The organism is Herbiconiux moechotypicola, assembly GCF_024979255.1.
Lineage (GTDB): Bacteria > Actinomycetota > Actinomycetes > Actinomycetales > Microbacteriaceae > Herbiconiux > Herbiconiux moechotypicola.
This window is the reverse complement of the sequence record NZ_JANLCN010000015.1, coordinates 87,304-104,749: the sequence shown is the minus strand read 5'-3', so window position 1 is coordinate 104,749 and position 17,446 is coordinate 87,304. Positions and strand designations below refer to the sequence as shown.

Here is a 17,446-nt window from a genome sequence, read left to right as displayed (position 1 = left end):
CCCCCAGATGGATGCCTCCGAACGCGACCGCCAACTCCGCAACTGGAAGAAAGCCGTCACCAAGACCCTCGACTGGGTCGACGACGACGTCAGCTGACCTGGCCGCACGCCCCGCGTATCCGGGTCACTGGACGCCCGTCACCGGGCGGTGGCCGCCACCCACTTGTCGAGGGTGGCGGCCGCCGCACCGGAGTCGATGGCCTCGATCGCGAGAGCCTGCTTCTCGGCCAGGCGCTCTAGCAGCGGACGGTCGACCTGAGCGGGGTCACCCGCGAGTTCGAAGGCGGCGAGGCCCGCGGCGGCGTTCAGCACCACCATGTCGCGCACCGGGCCCTCCTCGCCCGCAAGTACCCGGCGCACCACCTCGGCGTTGTGGTCGGCGTCTCCACCACGGAGATCGTCGATGCGCGCGGTCGGGATGCCGAGATCGCGGGGGTTGAGGTCGTGCTCCTTCACCGAGCCGCGCGAGACCTCCCAGACGTGGCTGTGCCCCGTGGTGGTGAGCTCGTCGAGACCGTCGTCGCCGCGGAAGACGAACGCGGTCGCGCCACGGGTCTGGAACACGCCCACGATGAGCGGCACCCGGTCGAGGTGCGCCACACCCACGGCCGAGGCCTCGGCCCGCGCGGGGTTGCAGAGCGGCCCGAGGAAGTTGAACACCGTGGGCACCCCGAGCTGCGACCGCACGGCCGCGGCGTTCTTGAAGCCGGGGTGGAACTTGGCGGCGAAGGCGAAGGTGATGCCGGCCTCGGTGAGCACCTCGGAGACACGCCCGGGCTCGAGGTCCAGGTCGATGCCGAGACTGCGCAGCACGTCGGAGGACCCCGAGAGCGAGCTCGCCGCCTTGTTGCCGTGCTTGATCACCGGCACGCCGGAGGCCGCCGAGACGATGGAGGCCATCGTCGACACGTTCACCGTGCCGTAGCGATCGCCCCCGGTGCCCACGATGTCGAGTGCCATCGGGTCGACCTCGAGCGGCAGAGCGTGGTCGAGGATGGCGTCGCGGAAGCCGACGATCTCGTCGACAGTCTCTCCCTTGGCCCGCAGAGCCACGAGGAAGGCCGCCAGCTGGGCCTCGGTGACCGAGCCCTCCATCACGCCGTTCATAGCCCAGCTGGCTTCCGAGATGCTGAGATCCGCTCCGGAGAGGAGTCGGGCGATCAGGGTGGGCCAGCTGAGCTCGTCAATCATGTCTGCGATCCTACTTGCGGCGTGTTGCCCGTCGTGGCGCGGAACGACGCGGTGAGCGGGGTGCGCCGCACCCCCAAATGCAAAACGAGCCTGTGAATTCGGACATAATGGAGGAGTGACGAGCAGCTCATTGACCTCAACTCAGACTGCCCCCGTGGTCCAGCGCCCCAACATCGTGGCGGTCGGCACCATCGTGTGGCTCGGCAGCGAGGTCATGTTCTTCGCGGGCCTCTTCGCGATCTACTTCACGCTCCGCTCCACCAACCCGGCCGCGTGGGCCGAACAGGCGAGCATCCTGAACGTGCCGTACGCGCTCGTCAACACGATCATCCTGGTGATCTCGTCGTTCTGGTGCCAGTTCGCCGTCTGGGCCGCCGAGCGCGGCCAGGCCCACCGCACCAGCTGGAAGCCCCGCGACTGGGGTGTGACCGAGTGGATGTTCCTGGCCTACGCCTTCGGCGCCATCTTCGTCAGCGGTCAGGTGCTCGAGTACGCCACGCTCGTCAGCGAGGGCATCACCATCGACGGCGACGCCTACGGTTCGGCCTTCTATCTCACCACCGGTTTCCACGCCCTCCACGTCACCGGCGGTCTCATCGCGATGCTCCTCATGCTGGGGCGCGTGTTCGCGGTCAAGAACTTCGGGCACAAGGAGGCTACGAGCATCATCGTGGTCTCGTACTACTGGCACTTTGTCGACGTGGTCTGGATCGGCCTGTTCCTCGTCATCTACGTGCTCAAGTAGCACCGCCCATCCGCTTCACCGACGTCGACCCGAACAGAGAGTAGAGAGCATGCCCCGCAAGAGCAGGAAAGCCAACAGACGCCACCCGCTGGCAACTGTCGTGCTGATTGCGATCGGCCTGGCGTTCACGGGTGGCGGTTACGCGCTCTTCAGCAGCACCACGACCGCCACCGCCGAGACCACCGTGAGCCAGTCGACCATCGACGAGGGCGAGAAGCTCTTCGCGGCCAACTGCGCCACCTGCCACGGCATGAGCCTCGAGGGCACGCCCGACGGCCCCAGCCTCATCGGCGTGGGAGCCGCGGCCGTCAACTTCCAGGTCGGCACCGGCCGCATGCCCATGGCGATGCAGGGCCCGCAGGCCATGCAGAAGCCCACGCAGTTCACCGACGAGCAGATCGCCGCCCTCGCCGCCTACGTGGCCTCCATCTCCCCCGGTCCCGCCATCCCCGACGAGAGCCTCCTGCAGGCCGACGGCGACGCGGCCAACGGTGCCGAGCTCTTCCGCATCAACTGCGCCATGTGCCACAACGTGCACGGCGCCGGCGGTGCGCTCACCGAGGGCAAGTTCGCGCCCGAGCTCACCGGCGTGCTGCCCACGCACATCTACGAGGCCATGCTCACCGGCCCGCAGAACATGCCCGTCTTCAACGACGACAACCTCTCGCCCGAAGACAAGCGCGACATCATCACCTACCTGAAGTACCTCGAGGCCAACCCCTCCCCCGGAGGAAACGAGCTCGGCTCGCTCGGCCCCGTGGCGGAGGGCCTCTTCGTCTGGATCTTCGGACTCGGTGCGGTCATCGGCCTCATGGTCTGGCTCACCGCGAAGTCGAACTAGGCCCCGTGGTCTCCACAACACTTGAAGCTCGAAAGGGACAACAATGGCACATGACGAGGTGAGCGGCCACGACGCGACCGCCTCCGATTCGTCGGCCGTCGAGGCGAGTCGAGGCACGTCGACCGGTACCGCGGTCATCGCTTCCGACGTCGCCAACCCGGGAGAGCCGCCGCACCGCGAGCGGATCACGGATCTCGACCCCAAAGAGGCCAAGAAGGCTCAGCGTTCCATCTACACGCTGTTCTACCTCTCCATCGCGGGCAGCATCTTCGCCCTGGCCGCCTACATGGCGTTCCCGATCGAAGACGGCGACATCTCGGCCATCCGGCTCAACACGATGTTCATCGGAATCGGCTGCGCCCTGGCGCTGTTCGGCATCGGTCTGGCCGCCGTGCACTGGGGCAAGGCCCTCATGTACGACAAGGAGGGCATCGACGAGCGTCACCCGGTGCGGGGCACCGACGAGACCCGCGCCCGTGCCGTCGAGATCTTCCACGAAGCCGACCAGGAGTCGGGCTTCGGGCGCCGCACGCTCATCCGCAACTCCCTCATCGGTGCGATCATCGCCTTCCCGCTTCCGGGTCTCGTGCTCTTCCGCGGCCTGGCGCCGCAAGACCAAGACCCGGTGGAGCTGCTCAGCCACACCATGTGGGAGAAGGGCGCGCGGCTCACGCTCGACCCCTCCGGCATCCCGGTCAAGGCCTCCGACGTCACCATCGGTTCGGCGTTCCACATCATCCCCGAGGGGCTGAACGACCGGCACGACTGGCTCGAGCAGAAGGCCAAAGCGGCCGTGCTGCTCATGCGCCTCAACCCCGACGACCTCAACATCACGCCCGGCCGTGAGAGCTGGTCGTACGACGGCATCGTCGCCTACTCCAAGATCTGCACGCACGTGGGCTGCCCGGTGGCGCTCTACGAGCAGCAGACGCACCACCTGCTCTGCCCCTGCCACCAGTCCACCTTCGACGTGGTCAACGAGTGCGAGGTCATCTTCGGCCCGGCCAAGCGGCCGCTTCCGCAGCTGCCCATCACCGTCGACGACGAAGGCTACCTCGTGGCGCAGAGCGACTTCCACGAGCCCGTCGGCCCTAGTTTCTGGGAGCGTCAATGACCAGCACCATCGACCGCACGGAGCACGGCTCCTCGGCACCGGCCGACGCGAAGCCCGCCCCCAAGGGCGGTGGCTTCACCGGTGCCGCGGCCAACTACCTCGACGAGCGCACGAGCATCTCGGCCGTCGTCAAGGAGTTCGGCCGCAAGATCTTCCCCGACCACTGGTCGTTCATGCTCGGCGAGGTGGCCCTCTACAGCTTCGTGGTGATCGTGCTCTCGGGCACCTTCCTCACGTTCTTCTTCCAGGCCTCCATGGTCGAGACCCACTACGACGGCGCGTGGATCCCGCTGAAGGGCGTCGAGATGTCGGCGGCCATGGAGTCGGCTCTGCACATCTCGTTCGACGTGCGCGGCGGCCTGCTCGTGCGGCAGATCCACCACTGGGCGGCGCTGCTGTTCATCGCGGCCATCGGTCTGCACATGCTCCGCGTGTTCTTCACGGGTGCGTTCCGCAAGCCGCGTGAGCTCAACTGGGTCATCGGCTTCATGCTCTTCGTGCTCGCCATGGCCGAGGGCTTCACGGGCTACTCTCTCCCCGACGACCTGCTCTCGGGCAACGGCCTCCGCATCATCGACGGCCTCATCAAGGGCATCCCGTTCATCGGCACCTGGACCTCGTTCCTGCTGTTCGGCGGCGAGTTCCCGGGCACCGCGATCGTGGGGCGTCTGTACACGCTGCACATCCTGTTGCTGCCGGCGATCCTGGTCGCGTTCCTGGCCCTGCACCTCGTGTTCGTCGTCGTACACAAGCACACGCAGTTCGCGGGACCTGGCCGCACTGAGAAGAACGTGATCGGCTACCCGATCCTCCCGGTGTACGCCGCGAAGGCCGGTGGCTTCTTCTTCCTGGTGTTCGGCGTCATCGCCCTCATGGCCTCGTTCTTCACGATCAACCCGATCTGGAACTACGGACCCTACGACCCCTCCCCCGTGTCGGCCGGTACCCAGCCCGACTGGTACATCGGCTTCGCCGACGGCGCCCTGCGACTCATCCCGCCGGGCTGGGAGTTCGTCTGGCTCGACCACACCTGGTCGTTCAACATCATCGTGCCCGTGCTGGCGCTGCTGGTGCTGCTCGGTGCGGTGGCAGCGTATCCGTTCTTCGAGAGCTGGGTCACCGGCGACAAGCGCGAGCACCACATCCTCGACCGCCCGCGCAACGCCCCGACCCGCACCGCCATCGGCGCGGCCGGCGTCACCTTCTACGCGGCGCTGTGGGCGGCGGCCTCGTCCGACCTCATGGCCACCCACTTCCAGCTATCGATCGAGGGCGTCATCCACGTGGTGCAGGCCTGGGCGGTGCTCGGTCCGTTCATCGCGTACTTCATCACGAAGCGTGTGTGCATCGGCCTCATGAAGAAAGACCGCGAGATCGTGCTGCACGGCTACGAGTCCGGCCGCATTGTGCGTCTCCCCGGTGGCGAGTACATCGAGGTGCACGAACAGATGGACGAGTACGACCGCTGGAAGCTCGTCGACTTCGAGCAGTACGAGCCGATCATGCTGCGCCCCAACGCGCAGGGCAAGATCACCGGTGGCATGCGATTCCGTGCCCGCGTCTCGCGCTGGTTCTTCGAAGACCGCATCGCTCCCGCCCAGCAGCGCGAGCTCGGTCACGGCCACGACGACACCCACGGCGAGCTCGAGGGCGGCAAGGGCCACTAGCCCACGCTGCACTCCGCTCCCCCGAAGGGCCCGCACACTCCAGTGTGCGGGCCCTTTGTCGTGAGTACCAACTGCTTATAACCGTCATCCGCGCTGCTCGGCGAGGATGCACCCATGAACTCGCCCACACCCCACCGCTCCGGCCGAAGGCGCACTCAGGCGCTGCTCCTCACTGCGACCATCCCGCTCACCGTCGCTGTCGCGATCTCGTCCGTGCCCGCGTCCGCCGCCCCGGGGATCTCCGCGGAGATCTTCTGCCCACCGGCCAGTATGACGATCGGCGTTCCCACGAGCACCGACATCTACGACACCGACGGCGGTTCGTTCACTCCGAGCATCTCCGCCGGCACACTCCCCACCGGCCTGGCGCTCGTCAACCCGGCTCCACTCGCCGCCCAGGTCGTCGGCACTCCAACCACCCTCGGATCATTCGTCTACTCGATCAAGCTCACCGACAACCTCGGGCGATACGCCGAGAAGACCTGTATGACCGATGTGCTGCCGGTCGGGTCCACAGTGTCACGTCTGGGCGGACTCGACCGCTACCACGAGTCTGTCCTCATCGGCGACCAGGTGACCAAGGGGGCCGACGCTCCTCTCGTCTACGTCGCGAGCGGCGAGAAGTACGCCGACGCCCTCTCCGCTGCGTCGGTCGCAGCGCAGCGCGGTGCTCCGCTGCTCCTCACCACCACAGACAGAGTGCCCGAAGTCGTCACCCAGGCGATCGTCGCCTACAAGGCGCGACAGATCGTCGTGGTCGGGGGTGAGAGTTCCATCAGCATGACCGGCATGGCCCTCCTCTCCGTCGGTACGTCCGCCACCGTCACCCGCATCGGCGGCGTCGACCGCTACGACACGTCGAGAAAGCTCATCAGCGACACCACCTTCGGGGCAAAGCCCTCGACAGAGCTGTTCGTGGCGAGCGGAACGAAGTTCCCCGACGCCCTCAGCGCGAGTCCGGCAGCCGCCACCATCCCCGCACCCGTTCTGCTCGTGAACGGAGCCGAACCCACGCTCACGGCCGCCGAGCACTCACTGGTCACAGGACGTGGGGTGAAGAAGGTCACCGTGTTCGGCGGCGAAGACACGCTGAGTCGGGGACTCAACGACAGTCTGGCCGCGGCGGCAGGTGCCTCTTCGCGCATCGACGGTGCTGACCGCTATGCGGTTGCTGCTCGCTCTGTCGCGAAGCATTTCCCGTCCACCATCCCGAGCGACACGGTCTATCTCGCCACCGGCACGGACTTTCCCGACGCCCTGGCTGGAGGAGCACTGGCAGGTGCGAATCATGCGCCCATCCTCCTCGTCAGCAAGAGCTGCATGACCAGGGAGACCGCCGCGGAGATCACCCGGCTCAAGCCCCAGCACCTCGTGCTCCTGGGTGGCCCCAACACCCTCGACGCCGCGCTGGGCAGACTGCCGATCTGCAACTGAGATGACGGCCGTCGCGACAGCGCCCCCGATGTACGCACCGAGAGTAGTCACATTCGACCTGCCCTTACAGGCGCGCCTCTCGACCAGCTCGGCGCCGGAGGACTCGTGTTCGAACATGTGACGGCAGAATCGCTGCTGCAGCACCGATCGCTCAAACATGCCTACAAGGCCCTTGACCATCCCGAGTCGAGCATCAACGCCTGGTCTGATCTGCAACTGAGCATTCCGGCAATGGAGGGCACCGCGAGCGATTTCGCTGCGCTGATCGAACGACTTACGAGTGATGGGCGTGAAGACGTCATCGCAACAGTCGTCCTCAACCCACGAGTGCCCATGAAATCACTTCTCATGCTCGCCGAGCGAGGGCTCGCCGTGGAGGCGCTCGCTCATCTCGATCGCGGCTACGAGCTCGCTCGCGTGATCGCTGATCTTCACGGGACCAGCGAAGCGGTCACCACCGTGGCGATCGCGCTCTACACATCTCCCTCGATCTCGGCAACCGAATTCGCGTGCTACGTAGCACACCATGTGGACGACGAGATGGTCCTGTTCAACTTGGAATTGAATCAATCACACGGAGGCTCACCAGAGAAGCAAGATATCCTCGCCGCTCTCATTGAGTATGACTCCAAGGGAGGGTGAACCGGCACGCAGAAGGCCCGCACTCCCGAGTGGGGTGCGGGCCTTCTGCTGCGGCGCGGGCGCGACGCAGCGCGACTCGGCTCAGCGGGCGAAGTTGCCGCGGTAGTACTCGAAGGTCCAGCCGACGACTGCCACGAGGGTGAGGGCGGCGGCGATAAAGGAGATCCAGATACCCACGGCGAGGCCGAGCATGAGCAGGGCACCACCACCCGCGAGCATGATGGGCCACCAGCTCCAGGGGCTGTAGAAGCCCATCTCGGGGTCGCCGTCATCGATGTTGGAGTCGAGGCGGTCTTCGGGTAGTTCGGCACCCTGCGCCTTGTGCACACGGCTGAGGTAGAAGGCCAGGAACGCCGAGAGGATGGCTGCGAGGCCGATAGCCACGGTGCCGACCCACTCGACCTCGCCGTCGTACCAGATGAGCGACCAGATCGTGTAGGCCACGTCGGCCAGCAGCATGAAGACGAACAGGATCCAGAAGAGATTGGTGTTGACTCTCACGGCTCTACTTCACCTTTCCCTGCGAGACGTCGTAGGTAGGGGCGTCGGGCGCATCCTTCGCCGGTCCGACGCCGACGGGGATGCCTGCCTCGGGGTGGTTGAGGTCGAACGCCGGAGACTCCGAACGGATGCGCGGGATCGACGTGAAGTTGTGCCGCGGCGGCGGGCACGAGGTGGCCCACTCGAGCGAGCGGCCGTAACCCCACGGGTCGTTCACCGTCACCTTCGGAGCCTTGCGCGCCGTGATGTACACGTTGAGGAAGAACGGGATGAGCGAGGCCGCGAGCACGAAGGCACCGATGGTCGACAGCTGGTTCATCCAGGCATAACCCTCTTCAGGCTGGTACGTCGCGTAGCGACGGGGCATGCCGATGACGCCGAGCCAGTGCTGGATGAGGAACGTGGTGTGGAAGCCGATGAACAACAACCAGAAGTGCCAGTAGCCGAGACGCTCGTTGAGCATCTTGCCCGTCCACTTGGGCCACCAGAAGTAGAAGCCCGAGAACATGGCGAACACGACCGTGCCGAACACCACGTAGTGGAAGTGCGCCACCACGAAGTAGGTGTCGGAGACGTGGAAGTCGAGCGGCGGCGACGCGAGGATGACACCGGTGAGACCACCGAAGGTGAAGGTGATCAAGAAGCCGATGGCCCAGATCATGGGCGTCTCGAAGGTGACCGAGCCGCGCCACATGGTGCCGACCCAGTTGAAGATCTTCACACCCGTCGGCACCGCGATGAGCATCGTCATGAGCGCGAAGAACGGCAGCAGCACCGAACCGGTGACGTACATGTGGTGCGCCCACACCGTCACCGAGAGGGCGGCGATCGAGATGGTCGCGTAGATGAGCGTCTTGTACCCGAAGATCGGCTTGCGGCTGAACACCGGGAAGACCTCGGAGACGATGCCGAAGAACGGCAGCGCGATGATGTACACCTCGGGGTGACCGAAGAACCAGAACAGGTGCTGCCAGAGCAGCACGCCGCCGTTGGCCGCGTCGTAGACGTGCATGCCGAACACGCGGTCGCCACCCAGGGCGAAGAGGGCCGCGGCGAGCACCGGGAAGGCCATCAGCACGAGGATGGAGGTGACCAGCACGTTCCAGGTGAAGATCGGCATACGGAACATGGTCATGCCGGGGGCGCGCAGCGTGATGATCGTCGTGATGAAGTTCACCGCACCGAGGATGGTGCCGAAGCCCGAGAGCCCGAGGCCGAACACCCACATGTTTCCGCCGTCCCCCGGGGTGAACGTGGTCGACGAGAGCGGCGCGTAGGCGAACCAGCCGAAGGAGGCCGCACCCTGCGGGGTGAGGAAGCCGGAGACGGCGATGAGCGAGCCGAACAGGAACAGCCAGAAAGCGAAGGCGTTCAGACGCGGGAAGGCCACGTCGGGCGCGCCGATCTGCAGCGGCATGAGCACGTTCGCGAAGCCCGCGAACAGCGGGGTGGCGAACATGAGCAGCATGATCGTGCCGTGCATGGTGAACAGCTGGTTGTACTGGTCTTTGGTCTGCAGCAGCTCGAGACCGGGCTCGAAGAGCTGGGCGCGGATGACCAGGGCCATCACACCGCCGAGGCAGAAGAACAGGAACGACGAGATCAGGTACATGTACCCGATGGTCTTGTGGTCGGTGGAGGTGATCCACTTCACCAGGATGTTGCCCTTGCGGCCGACGGTTCTCGACGGGGTCGGGAGCGGAGCCGGTGCGCCGCCCGCGGGCGCAACGTCGACGGTTGCAGTCATTGTCGCGTTCCTACTCTTCCTCGTGGGCGGGCGTGCCGATGCCCGGGAGGTTCTGGTTGCGGTCGTACTCGTGGCCCAGCTGACCCTCGTTGCCGGAGTCGCGCAGGGACTGGATGTAGTCGTCGTACTCCTGCTGGGAGACGACCTTCACGTTGAAGAGCATCATCGAGTGGTACTCGCCGCAGAGCTCGGCGCACTTGCCCGAGAAGGTGCCCTCGCGCTCGGGGGTGACGTACATGTAGTTCGTCTTGCCGGGCAGCATGTCCTTCTTGTAGAGGAAGTCGATGACCCAGAAGGAGTGGATGACGTCGCGCGACTCGAGCTGGATCTCGACGGTCTTGCCGACGGGCAGGTAGAGCACCGGGATCTCGGACTCGACGAGCTCGCCGTTGTCGTCGTCGGGGTCGGCCTGACCCTGCACGCCCGCGTAGTAGACGTCTTCGTCGACGTAGTTGAAGTCCCACGCCCACTGCTTGCCGAAGACCTGGATCTTCACCTCAGGGTCGGCGTAGGGCTCTTCGATGGCGGCCTGGTCGCGCGCGGTGAAGGCGAAGAAGCCGAGCACCAGGATGAGGGGCACGATCGTGTAGAAGATCTCGATCGGCATGTTGTAGCGCAGCTGGGCCGGCAGGCCGGTCTGGCCCTTGCGACGGCGGTAGACCACGATCGCCCAGATGATGAGCGCCCAGGTGATGACACCGACGGCGAGCAGCACGATCCACGACGTGACCCAGAGGCCGATGACACGGTCGACGTTGTTGGTGGTGCCGGGCTCCGTGGGGAGCCAGCCCTGGAGCTGCTGCTGCGTGCATCCCGCCAGGACAACGGACAGTAACGCCGCGACGGGAATCGCGGCCCAGCGGAGACGTCGTTTCGAGCGCACCTGGAACCTTTCGGGAAGCTACACCTCAGTGTATTTGACCTTCTCCTAGCCTACTGTGTCGATTTCCCCGCCGTCGCCACAGCCACACGGCAGGCGGGTGTGTTAGGGCGCGAAAAAGGGCCGCTCCCGAAGGAACGGCCCTGAATCACTCGGCGTGTCGCGACTCAGTGGAACGAGTCGCCGCAGGCGCAGCTGCCCGAGGCATTGGGGTTGTCGATGGTGAACCCCTGCTTCTGGATGGTGTCTTCGAAGTCGATGGTGGCGCCCTCGAGGTAGGGCACGCTCATCTTGTCGACCACGACCTCGACGCCGTCGAAGTCGACTACGCCGTCGCCGTCGAGCATGCGCTCGTCGAAGTAGAGCTGGTAGATGAGGCCCGAGCAACCCCCCGGCTGCACGGCCACACGCAGACGCAGGTCGTCGCGACCCTCCTGCTCGAGCAGGCTCTTGACCTTGTTGCCGGCGGCCGCGGTGATGCCGACCTTGTGCGCGGGCGCCTCGACGGCCGCGGTGAGGGTTGATTCACTCATGAGCACTCCTATGCGAGAGACGGTGTGGGAAGTCTAACTCCGAAAACCGGGAGCACGGTCAGGACATTCCCGACCCGCGTTCCCGGTCACGCGCGATCGTTCAGCCTCGCCAGCAGCAGCGCCTCAGCTCCGATCGCCCGCTTGAACACCCCGAGGTGCAGCGACTCGTTCGGGCTGTGGGCCCTGGTGTGCGGGTCTTCGACCCCCGTGACGAGGATCTGCGCGGCGGGGAACTCCTCGACCAGCTGGGCGATGAACGGGATGGAGCCGCCGATGCCCGCCTCGACGGGCTCGGCGCCCCACGCGTCGCGCATGGCACCCAGCGCCTCGCCCACGGCCCACCCCGAGGTGTCGACGAGGAACGGGCTGCCGGTGTCGACGTCGTCGATGGCGACCTGCGCGCCGAAGGGCGCGTGCTCGCGCACGTGCTGCTCGAGAGCGGCCAGTGCTTCTGCCGGGTCTTGCCCGGGGGCGATGCGGACACTCACCCGGAGCGACACCGCGGGGATGAGCGTGTTGGAGGCGTTGGCGACGCTCGGCGCGTCGATACCGGTGACCGTGAGCGCCGGCTGCGACCACAGCCTGGAGAGGATGCTGCCCGTGCCGATGGGCGAGACGCCCTCGCCGAGGCCCGTCTCGGCCCGCAGCTGCTCGACCGGGTACTCCGGGGTCTCGGCCTCGCGCGAGACCAGCCCGCGCACCGCGACCGACCCGTCGTCATGATGGAAGCTGGCCGCCAGCCGCACCGCCGCCATCATGGCGTCGGGCACCGCTCCCCCGAACATGCCCGAGTGGGAGGCGTGCTCGAGCGTGCGCACCGTGAGGCGGAAGGTGACGTTGCCCCGGAGGCTCACGGTGAGCGAGGGCGTCACCTCGTTCCAGTTGTCGGAGTCGGCGACCACGATCACGTCGGCCGCGAGCTGTTCGCGGTTCTCGCGGAGGAAGTTCGCGAACGACCTGGAGCCGAACTCCTCCTCGCCCTCGATGAACACCGCCAGCCCGAGGTCGAAGTCGTCTCCGGCCACAGCGACCAGGGCCCGAATGGCGGCCACGTGCGACAGCACGCCGGCCTTGTCGTCGGCCGCGCCGCGCCCGTAGAGGCGGTCGCCCCGCACGGTCGGCTCGAAGGGCGGCGACTCCCACTCCGCGTCGTCGCCCTGGGGCTGCACGTCGTGATGGGCGTAGAGCAGCACCGTCGGCCGGCCGTTGCGCGCCGGCCGCGAGGCGAGAACGGCCGGCTGGCCCGTCTCGCCGGTGGCCGTGGTGGAGCGCAGCACCCGCACCTCGTCGAACACCCCCGTGGAGCGCACCAGCTCGGCCACCCGCTCTGCGCTGGCAGCGACGTGGGCCGGGTCGAACGCCGCCCAGGAGACGGACGGGATGCGCACCAGACCGGCGAGCTCGGCGATGGTGGACGGCAGCGCGGCCTCGACGGCGGCCAGCAGTTGCTCGTCGCGCGGGGGGAGCGCCGCTTCCTGGGAGAACGGGGAGTCGGATGGTGCGGTCATGCAGGTAATCTTAAGAGAACGACGAACGAGGAAACCGTGGCCAAGAAGAGCAGTGCACCCGAACCCGTGATCGAGACTCCTGTGGAGGAGCAGACGATCGGCAAGGGCCACGCCACCCCCACCCGCAAGGAGCGCGAGGCGGCGAACAAGCGCCCGCTCGTGCCCACCGACCGCAAGCAGGCCTCCCGCGAGGCCCGCGAGAAGCAGATGGTGCTACGCGACAAGGCTCGCGTGGGCATGGCCAACGGCGAGGAGAAGTACCTCCCCGTGCGCGACAAAGGCGCTCAGCGCCGCTACGTGCGCGACTACGTCGATGCGCGATTCAACCTCGGCGAGTTCCTCATCCCGGCGATGTTCGTGGTCATCCTGCTCACGCTGGTGCCCGCTCCCGAGATCCAGGCGGGCGTCATGCTCGGCCTCTACGCCTTCGTGGTGCTCGTCATCGCCGACTCGATCTTCCTGGGTTTCCGCCTCATGAAGAAGCTGCGCGAGAAGTTCGGCGCCGACAAGGTGGAGCGCGGCGTGCGCTGGTACGCCACCATGCGCGCCCTGCAATTCCGCCGGCTCCGCCTCCCGAAGCCTCAGGTCAAGCGCGGTCAGTACCCGAGCTGAGCGCCTGCGGCCGCACCGACGCCCGCCGGGCGAGGGTCACCGGCGACGGATGCGCGCCAGGCCCCGGTTGATCCCCCGCGCCCACAGCGGCCCGCGGTAGAGGAACGCCGTGTACCCCTGCACAAGCGTCGCGCCCGCTCGCAGTCTCTCGTCGACGTCGGCGGCGGTGTCGACCCCGCCCACCGAGATCACGCAGAGCGACTCCGGCACCACGCCCCGGATGATCCGCAGCACCTCGAGCGCCCGGGCCGCGAGGGGCGCACCTGAGAGCCCCCCGGCTCCCGCAGCCTCGACGACGGCGGGATCGGTCGTGAGACCCGAGCGCGAGATGGTCGTGTTGGTGGCGATGATGCCGTCGAGCCCGAGCTCGACCGCGAGCGTGGAGATCTTCACGACCTCGTCGTCGCTGAGGTCGGGAGCGATCTTCACGAGCAGCGGGGTGCGGCCGGCCTCGGCCTTGACGGCCGAGAGCAGCGGCGCGAGCTTGTCCAGCTCCTGCAGCCCGCGCAGCCCCGGCGTGTTGGGTGAACTCACGTTCACCACGAGGTAGTCGGCCATCGGGGCGAGCGCGCGGGCGCTCTGCAGGTAGTCGCCCACCGCGTCGTCGACGTCGACGACCCGGCTCTTGCCGATGTTCACCCCCACCACGGGCCCGGCGCCGCGGCTCGAGCGCACGCGGGCGAGCCTCAGCGAGGCCTCGGCCGCTCCCCCGTTGTTGAACCCCATCCGATTGATGACGGCGCGGTCGGGCACGAGCCGGAACAGGCGCGGCCGGGGGTTGCCCGGCTGTGCGCGTGCCGTGATGGTGCCCACCTCGACGTGCCCGAAACCGAGCGCGCAGAGCCCCTTGATGCCTTTGGCGTCTTTGTCGAACCCGGCCGCCACCCCGAACGGCGTGCGGAAGGTGAGCCCGAGCGCCTGCACCGACAGGTCGGTGGCCGGATGCGTGAACCGCGCCACGAGGCGGTCGAGCTTCAGCGCGGGGATGGCCTGGATGACGAGGAAGGCGAGGTGGTGCGCTTGCTCCGGGTCGAGGCGGGTGAGGACATGCCGGAAGAGGAATGGATACACGGCGGGCTACTCGGCCGACCCCGCCGGCGAGCCGGCCACCCCGGCCGACGCGGCATCCGCATCCTTCACCCTGGCCTCGTGCTCCACCCTCAACAGCGTGATGGCGGCCTCGAAGTCGTCGAGCGAGTCGAAGCCCTGGTAGACGCTCGCGAAGCGGAGGTACGCCACTTCGTCGAGCTCGCGGAGCGGCTGCAGGATGGCGAGGCCGATGTCGTTGGCCTCGATCTGCGCGGCGCCCGAGAGCCTCACCGTCTCCTCGACTCGCTGGGCGAGCACGGCCAGGTCGCTGTCGGTGACCGGACGGCCCTGGCATGCCTTGCGCACGCCGCTCACGATCTTCTCGCGGCTGAACGGCTCGACCACGCCGGAGCGCTTGATGACGTTGAGCGACGCGGTCTCGGTGGTGCTGAACCGCCGCCCGCAGTCGGGGCACTGACGGCGCCGGCGGATGGCGAGACCGTCGTCGGTGGTGCGGGAGTCGACGACGCGGGAGTCGGGGTAGCGGCAGTAGGGGCAGAACATGGCGCCTCCAGGCTACCGGTTCCACCGCCCGGTCAGGGTTGCACGATCGGGAACCAGAGCGGGAACTCGTCGAAGGCGCCGAACAGCCTGCGCACCACACCGAGATCACCCTCGATGTCGATACCGCCCTGCACGTCGTCGAACGGGCGGCCGCTGAAGAGGGCTTCGGCGAGCACCGCCTTGGTCGAGGAGGCGCGCGCGTCCGCTGCCGGCCCCTCGCCAGGACCCGTCACCCGCGAATACACCAGCACGCCGTTGCGCACCTCGAGCAGGAACACGGCCGGCCCGGCGGCATCGTCGGTGACGGTCCACTCGATCACCGCGGACACCCCCGCCACCTTGACGGCGTCGAGCTTGATGCCCGCGAAGTCGAGCAGCATCTCCGGGGTCATCGCGGCGAACACGTCGGGCGTGGCGAGCTCGATCCGGCCGAGGTCGGTGACGCCGTTCCGCAACTCGAGCGCGCCCATGAGGTACTCGTTGCGCCAGGTCGCGTTCTCGGCCTGGTAGCCGAGCTGCTCGAGCGCGTCGGCCTGCAGCAGCGCCGCCCCGCGATGGCCGGGATCGGCGAACACCACGTGGGTGAGCACCTCGGCGACCCAGCGGTACTCCCCCGCGTCGAAGGCGGCCTGGGCCTTCTCCACGACGGCGTCCGCACCGCCCATGAACTCGACGTAGCGGCTCCCCGCCTGCTCGGGCGGGAGCGGGTGAAGGTGGGCGGGATGCGAGTCGTACCAGCCGAGGTAGCGCTGATAGACGGCCTTGGCGTTGTGGTTGAGCGACCCGTAGTAGCCGTGGCTGTACCATTCCCGCTCGAGACCCTCGGGCAGCGCGATGCGCTCCGCGATCTCGGTCATGGTGTAGCCGAGGTTCGCGAGCCGGAGCGACTCGTCGTGGATGAACTTGTAGAGGTCGCGCTGGTTCTCGAGGTACTCGCGCACGTCGTCGCGACCCCAGCGCGGCCAGCCGTGCTGCGCAACGACGGTGTCGGTGCCGGCCGAGAACAGCCGTACCGTCTCGTCGAGCGTCTTCCACCAGGTCGCCGCATCGCGCACCTGGGCACCGCGCAGGGTGTAGAGGTTGTGCATCAGGTGGTTGACGTCCTCCGCCGCATCGAGCAGGCGGAGCGCCGGGAAGTGGATGAGGAACTCCGCCGGTGCCTCGGTGCCCGGGGCCATCTGGAACACCATCTCGACGCCGTCGACCGTGCGGGTCTCCCCCGTGCGCTCGATGAGGTCGGTGGGAGGCACGATGGTGGCGTAGCCCCCGTTCGAGAGGGCGTTCGCGAGCCCGGCGTTCACGTGCCCGCGCACGCCGGGCCGCAACAGCGGGCCGTACATGTAGAGGGCGCGCCGGGTCATCGCGGTGCCCGCGTACACCGTCTCGGCGGCGGCCTCGTAGAGGAATCCGCTCGGTGCGATCACCTCCACGGGCTCGGTCTGCCCCTCCACGATGGCGCGCGAGCCACCGTAGTGGTCAGGGTGGCTGTGCGTGTACACGATCGCCTTCACCACCCGGTCGCCGCGGTGGGCACGGTAGAGCGCGAGCGCGGCGGCGGCGGTCTCGGTGAAGGTGAGCGGGTCGATCACGATCACGCCCGCGTCGCCCTCCACGAAGGTGACGTTGGCGAGATCGAGTCCGCGCACCTGGTAGACCCCCGGCTGCACCTCGAACAGGCCGTGGTGGGCGTTGACCTGGGCGTGCCGCCAGAGACTCGGATGCACGGTGTCGGGAGCGTCGTCGGTCTCGATCACGAAGTCATGGCTCGAGGCGTCGTAGACGACCCGGCCGTCCGCCGCCCTCACGATCGGGTCGTCGAGCGTGCCCACGAATCCGCGCGCGGCGTCGTGGTAATCGCGCCGGTCGCCGAACGGCAGCGTCTCGCGCGCCGCGGCGTTGGCCGCCCGGGTGTGCTCGGTGGCCGGCTTAGGCTCGAGTCGTTCGTCATCCGTGCGCGCCATCGCACACTCCCCTCAGCTCGACTCCCACGCTAGCGCCGGTGCGGACGGCGCCACAACGGTCAGGCAGTGGTGTGAGCGGCCCAGGCCCGGGTGACGAGGGCCTCGAGCACGGTGCGGTCGACGGCGTCGAGGCGCGTGATGTAGAGGCAGGCCTTGCCGGTGGTGTGGGGGCCGAGACTGAGCAGGAGTGGGTCGGGCTCCGTGGCGTAGCCGTCGTGCACGCCGTAGAGGGTGAGCGCGCCCCGACGGGGTGAGAAACCCACGACGAACATCTCGTGGGCGCCCGAGGTGTTCGTGTACTCCGCCCGCCCGAAACCGACCATCGTCGGACCCCACATCGTGCCAGGCTCCCCCGTCACCGCCTCGAACAGCTCGCGGAGCACGTGACCCTCGGCGCTCCGTCTGGCCGGCTCGACCGCGTCGAGGAAGGCCGTCACGTCGGCACCGGTGGGGCGGGTCTTGATCTCGGCCATGCCG

General features: G+C 67.6%; 17 protein-coding genes. 7 read left to right on the top strand and 10 right to left on the bottom strand.

Annotated features, from left to right (window positions below):
* Positions 1–138: 138 nt before the first annotated feature.
* On the bottom strand, positions 139–1,191 hold the full coding sequence (trpD, locus tag N1031_RS19075) for an anthranilate phosphoribosyltransferase (protein WP_259481520.1): 1,053 nt from the start codon (positions 1,189–1,191) through the stop codon (positions 139–141).
* 130 nt (positions 1,192–1,321) lie between these two features.
* Between trpD and ctaE the strand changes: the two genes are divergently transcribed.
* The 6 genes from ctaE (at position 1,322) to N1031_RS19045 (ending at position 7,634) form a co-directional block, all read left to right on the top strand.
* Positions 1,322–1,936, top strand: a complete 615-nt coding sequence (gene ctaE, locus N1031_RS19070; RefSeq protein ID WP_375163659.1) for an aa3-type cytochrome oxidase subunit III — start codon at positions 1,322–1,324, stop codon at positions 1,934–1,936.
* 49 nt (positions 1,937–1,985) lie between these two features.
* Positions 1,986–2,777 (top strand): cytochrome bc1 complex diheme cytochrome c subunit, encoded by a 792-nt coding sequence (qcrC, locus tag N1031_RS19065; RefSeq protein ID WP_259481518.1) that lies wholly within the window; start codon positions 1,986–1,988, stop codon positions 2,775–2,777.
* A 43-nt stretch (positions 2,778–2,820) separates the two neighbouring features.
* Entirely contained in the window at positions 2,821–3,891 is a 1,071-nt protein-coding gene (gene qcrA / locus N1031_RS19060) for a cytochrome bc1 complex Rieske iron-sulfur subunit (protein WP_259481517.1), read from the top strand.
* On the top strand, positions 3,888–5,558 hold the full coding sequence (gene qcrB, locus N1031_RS19055) for a cytochrome bc1 complex cytochrome b subunit (RefSeq protein ID WP_259481516.1): 1,671 nt from the start codon (positions 3,888–3,890) through the stop codon (positions 5,556–5,558). The genes qcrA and qcrB overlap by 4 nt, the downstream gene beginning before the upstream one ends.
* A gap of 114 nt (positions 5,559–5,672) precedes the next feature.
* On the top strand, positions 5,673–6,992 hold the full coding sequence (locus N1031_RS19050) for a cell wall-binding repeat-containing protein (RefSeq protein ID WP_259481515.1): 1,320 nt from the start codon (positions 5,673–5,675) through the stop codon (positions 6,990–6,992).
* 105 nt (positions 6,993–7,097) lie between these two features.
* Positions 7,098–7,634, top strand: coding sequence for a hypothetical protein (locus tag N1031_RS19045; RefSeq protein WP_259481514.1), 537 nt, complete (start codon positions 7,098–7,100; stop codon positions 7,632–7,634).
* A gap of 81 nt (positions 7,635–7,715) precedes the next feature.
* Here the strand turns inward: N1031_RS19045 and ctaF are convergent, their stop codons facing one another.
* The 5 genes from ctaF to N1031_RS19020 all read right to left on the bottom strand — a co-directional run bounded on the left by ctaF (position 7,716) and on the right by N1031_RS19020 (position 12,803).
* The gene (gene ctaF, locus N1031_RS19040) at positions 7,716–8,135 is read right to left on the bottom strand and encodes an aa3-type cytochrome oxidase subunit IV (protein ID WP_259481513.1); all 420 of its coding nucleotides are present in this window, start codon (positions 8,133–8,135) and stop codon (positions 7,716–7,718) included.
* A gap of 4 nt (positions 8,136–8,139) precedes the next feature.
* On the bottom strand, positions 8,140–9,882 hold the full coding sequence (gene ctaD, locus N1031_RS19035; protein ID WP_259481512.1) for an aa3-type cytochrome oxidase subunit I: 1,743 nt from the start codon (positions 9,880–9,882) through the stop codon (positions 8,140–8,142).
* A gap of 10 nt (positions 9,883–9,892) precedes the next feature.
* Positions 9,893–10,765: an aa3-type cytochrome oxidase subunit II gene (gene ctaC / locus N1031_RS19030; protein WP_259481511.1), complete on the bottom strand. Its 873-nt coding sequence runs from the start codon at positions 10,763–10,765 to the stop codon at positions 9,893–9,895.
* 164 nt (positions 10,766–10,929) lie between these two features.
* Positions 10,930–11,295, bottom strand: a complete 366-nt coding sequence (gene erpA, locus N1031_RS19025) for an iron-sulfur cluster insertion protein ErpA (RefSeq protein WP_259481510.1) — start codon at positions 11,293–11,295, stop codon at positions 10,930–10,932.
* Between the two features lie 86 nt (positions 11,296–11,381).
* Positions 11,382–12,803, bottom strand: a complete 1,422-nt coding sequence (locus N1031_RS19020; protein ID WP_259481509.1) for a dipeptidase — start codon at positions 12,801–12,803, stop codon at positions 11,382–11,384.
* A 36-nt stretch (positions 12,804–12,839) separates the two neighbouring features.
* Between N1031_RS19020 and N1031_RS19015 the strand changes: the two genes are divergently transcribed.
* The gene (locus N1031_RS19015) at positions 12,840–13,415 is read left to right on the top strand and encodes a DUF3043 domain-containing protein (protein ID WP_259481508.1); all 576 of its coding nucleotides are present in this window, start codon (positions 12,840–12,842) and stop codon (positions 13,413–13,415) included.
* A gap of 36 nt (positions 13,416–13,451) precedes the next feature.
* Here N1031_RS19015 and N1031_RS19010 read toward each other — a convergent pair whose 3' ends face one another.
* From N1031_RS19010 to N1031_RS18995, 4 genes are read right to left on the bottom strand one after another with little or no spacing between them, the layout of a single operon-like run.
* Complete coding sequence (locus N1031_RS19010; RefSeq protein WP_259481507.1) at positions 13,452–14,486, bottom strand: quinone-dependent dihydroorotate dehydrogenase; 1,035 nt, start codon at positions 14,484–14,486, stop codon at positions 13,452–13,454.
* A gap of 6 nt (positions 14,487–14,492) precedes the next feature.
* Entirely contained in the window at positions 14,493–15,008 is a 516-nt protein-coding gene (gene nrdR, locus N1031_RS19005) for a transcriptional regulator NrdR (protein ID WP_259481506.1), read from the bottom strand.
* Between the two features lie 32 nt (positions 15,009–15,040).
* The gene (locus N1031_RS19000; RefSeq protein WP_259481505.1) at positions 15,041–16,969 is read right to left on the bottom strand and encodes an alkyl/aryl-sulfatase; all 1,929 of its coding nucleotides are present in this window, start codon (positions 16,967–16,969) and stop codon (positions 15,041–15,043) included.
* 59 nt (positions 16,970–17,028) lie between these two features.
* Positions 17,029–17,442, bottom strand: a complete 414-nt coding sequence (locus N1031_RS18995; RefSeq protein WP_259481504.1) for a DUF1801 domain-containing protein — start codon at positions 17,440–17,442, stop codon at positions 17,029–17,031.
* Positions 17,443–17,446: the final 4 nt, after the last annotated feature.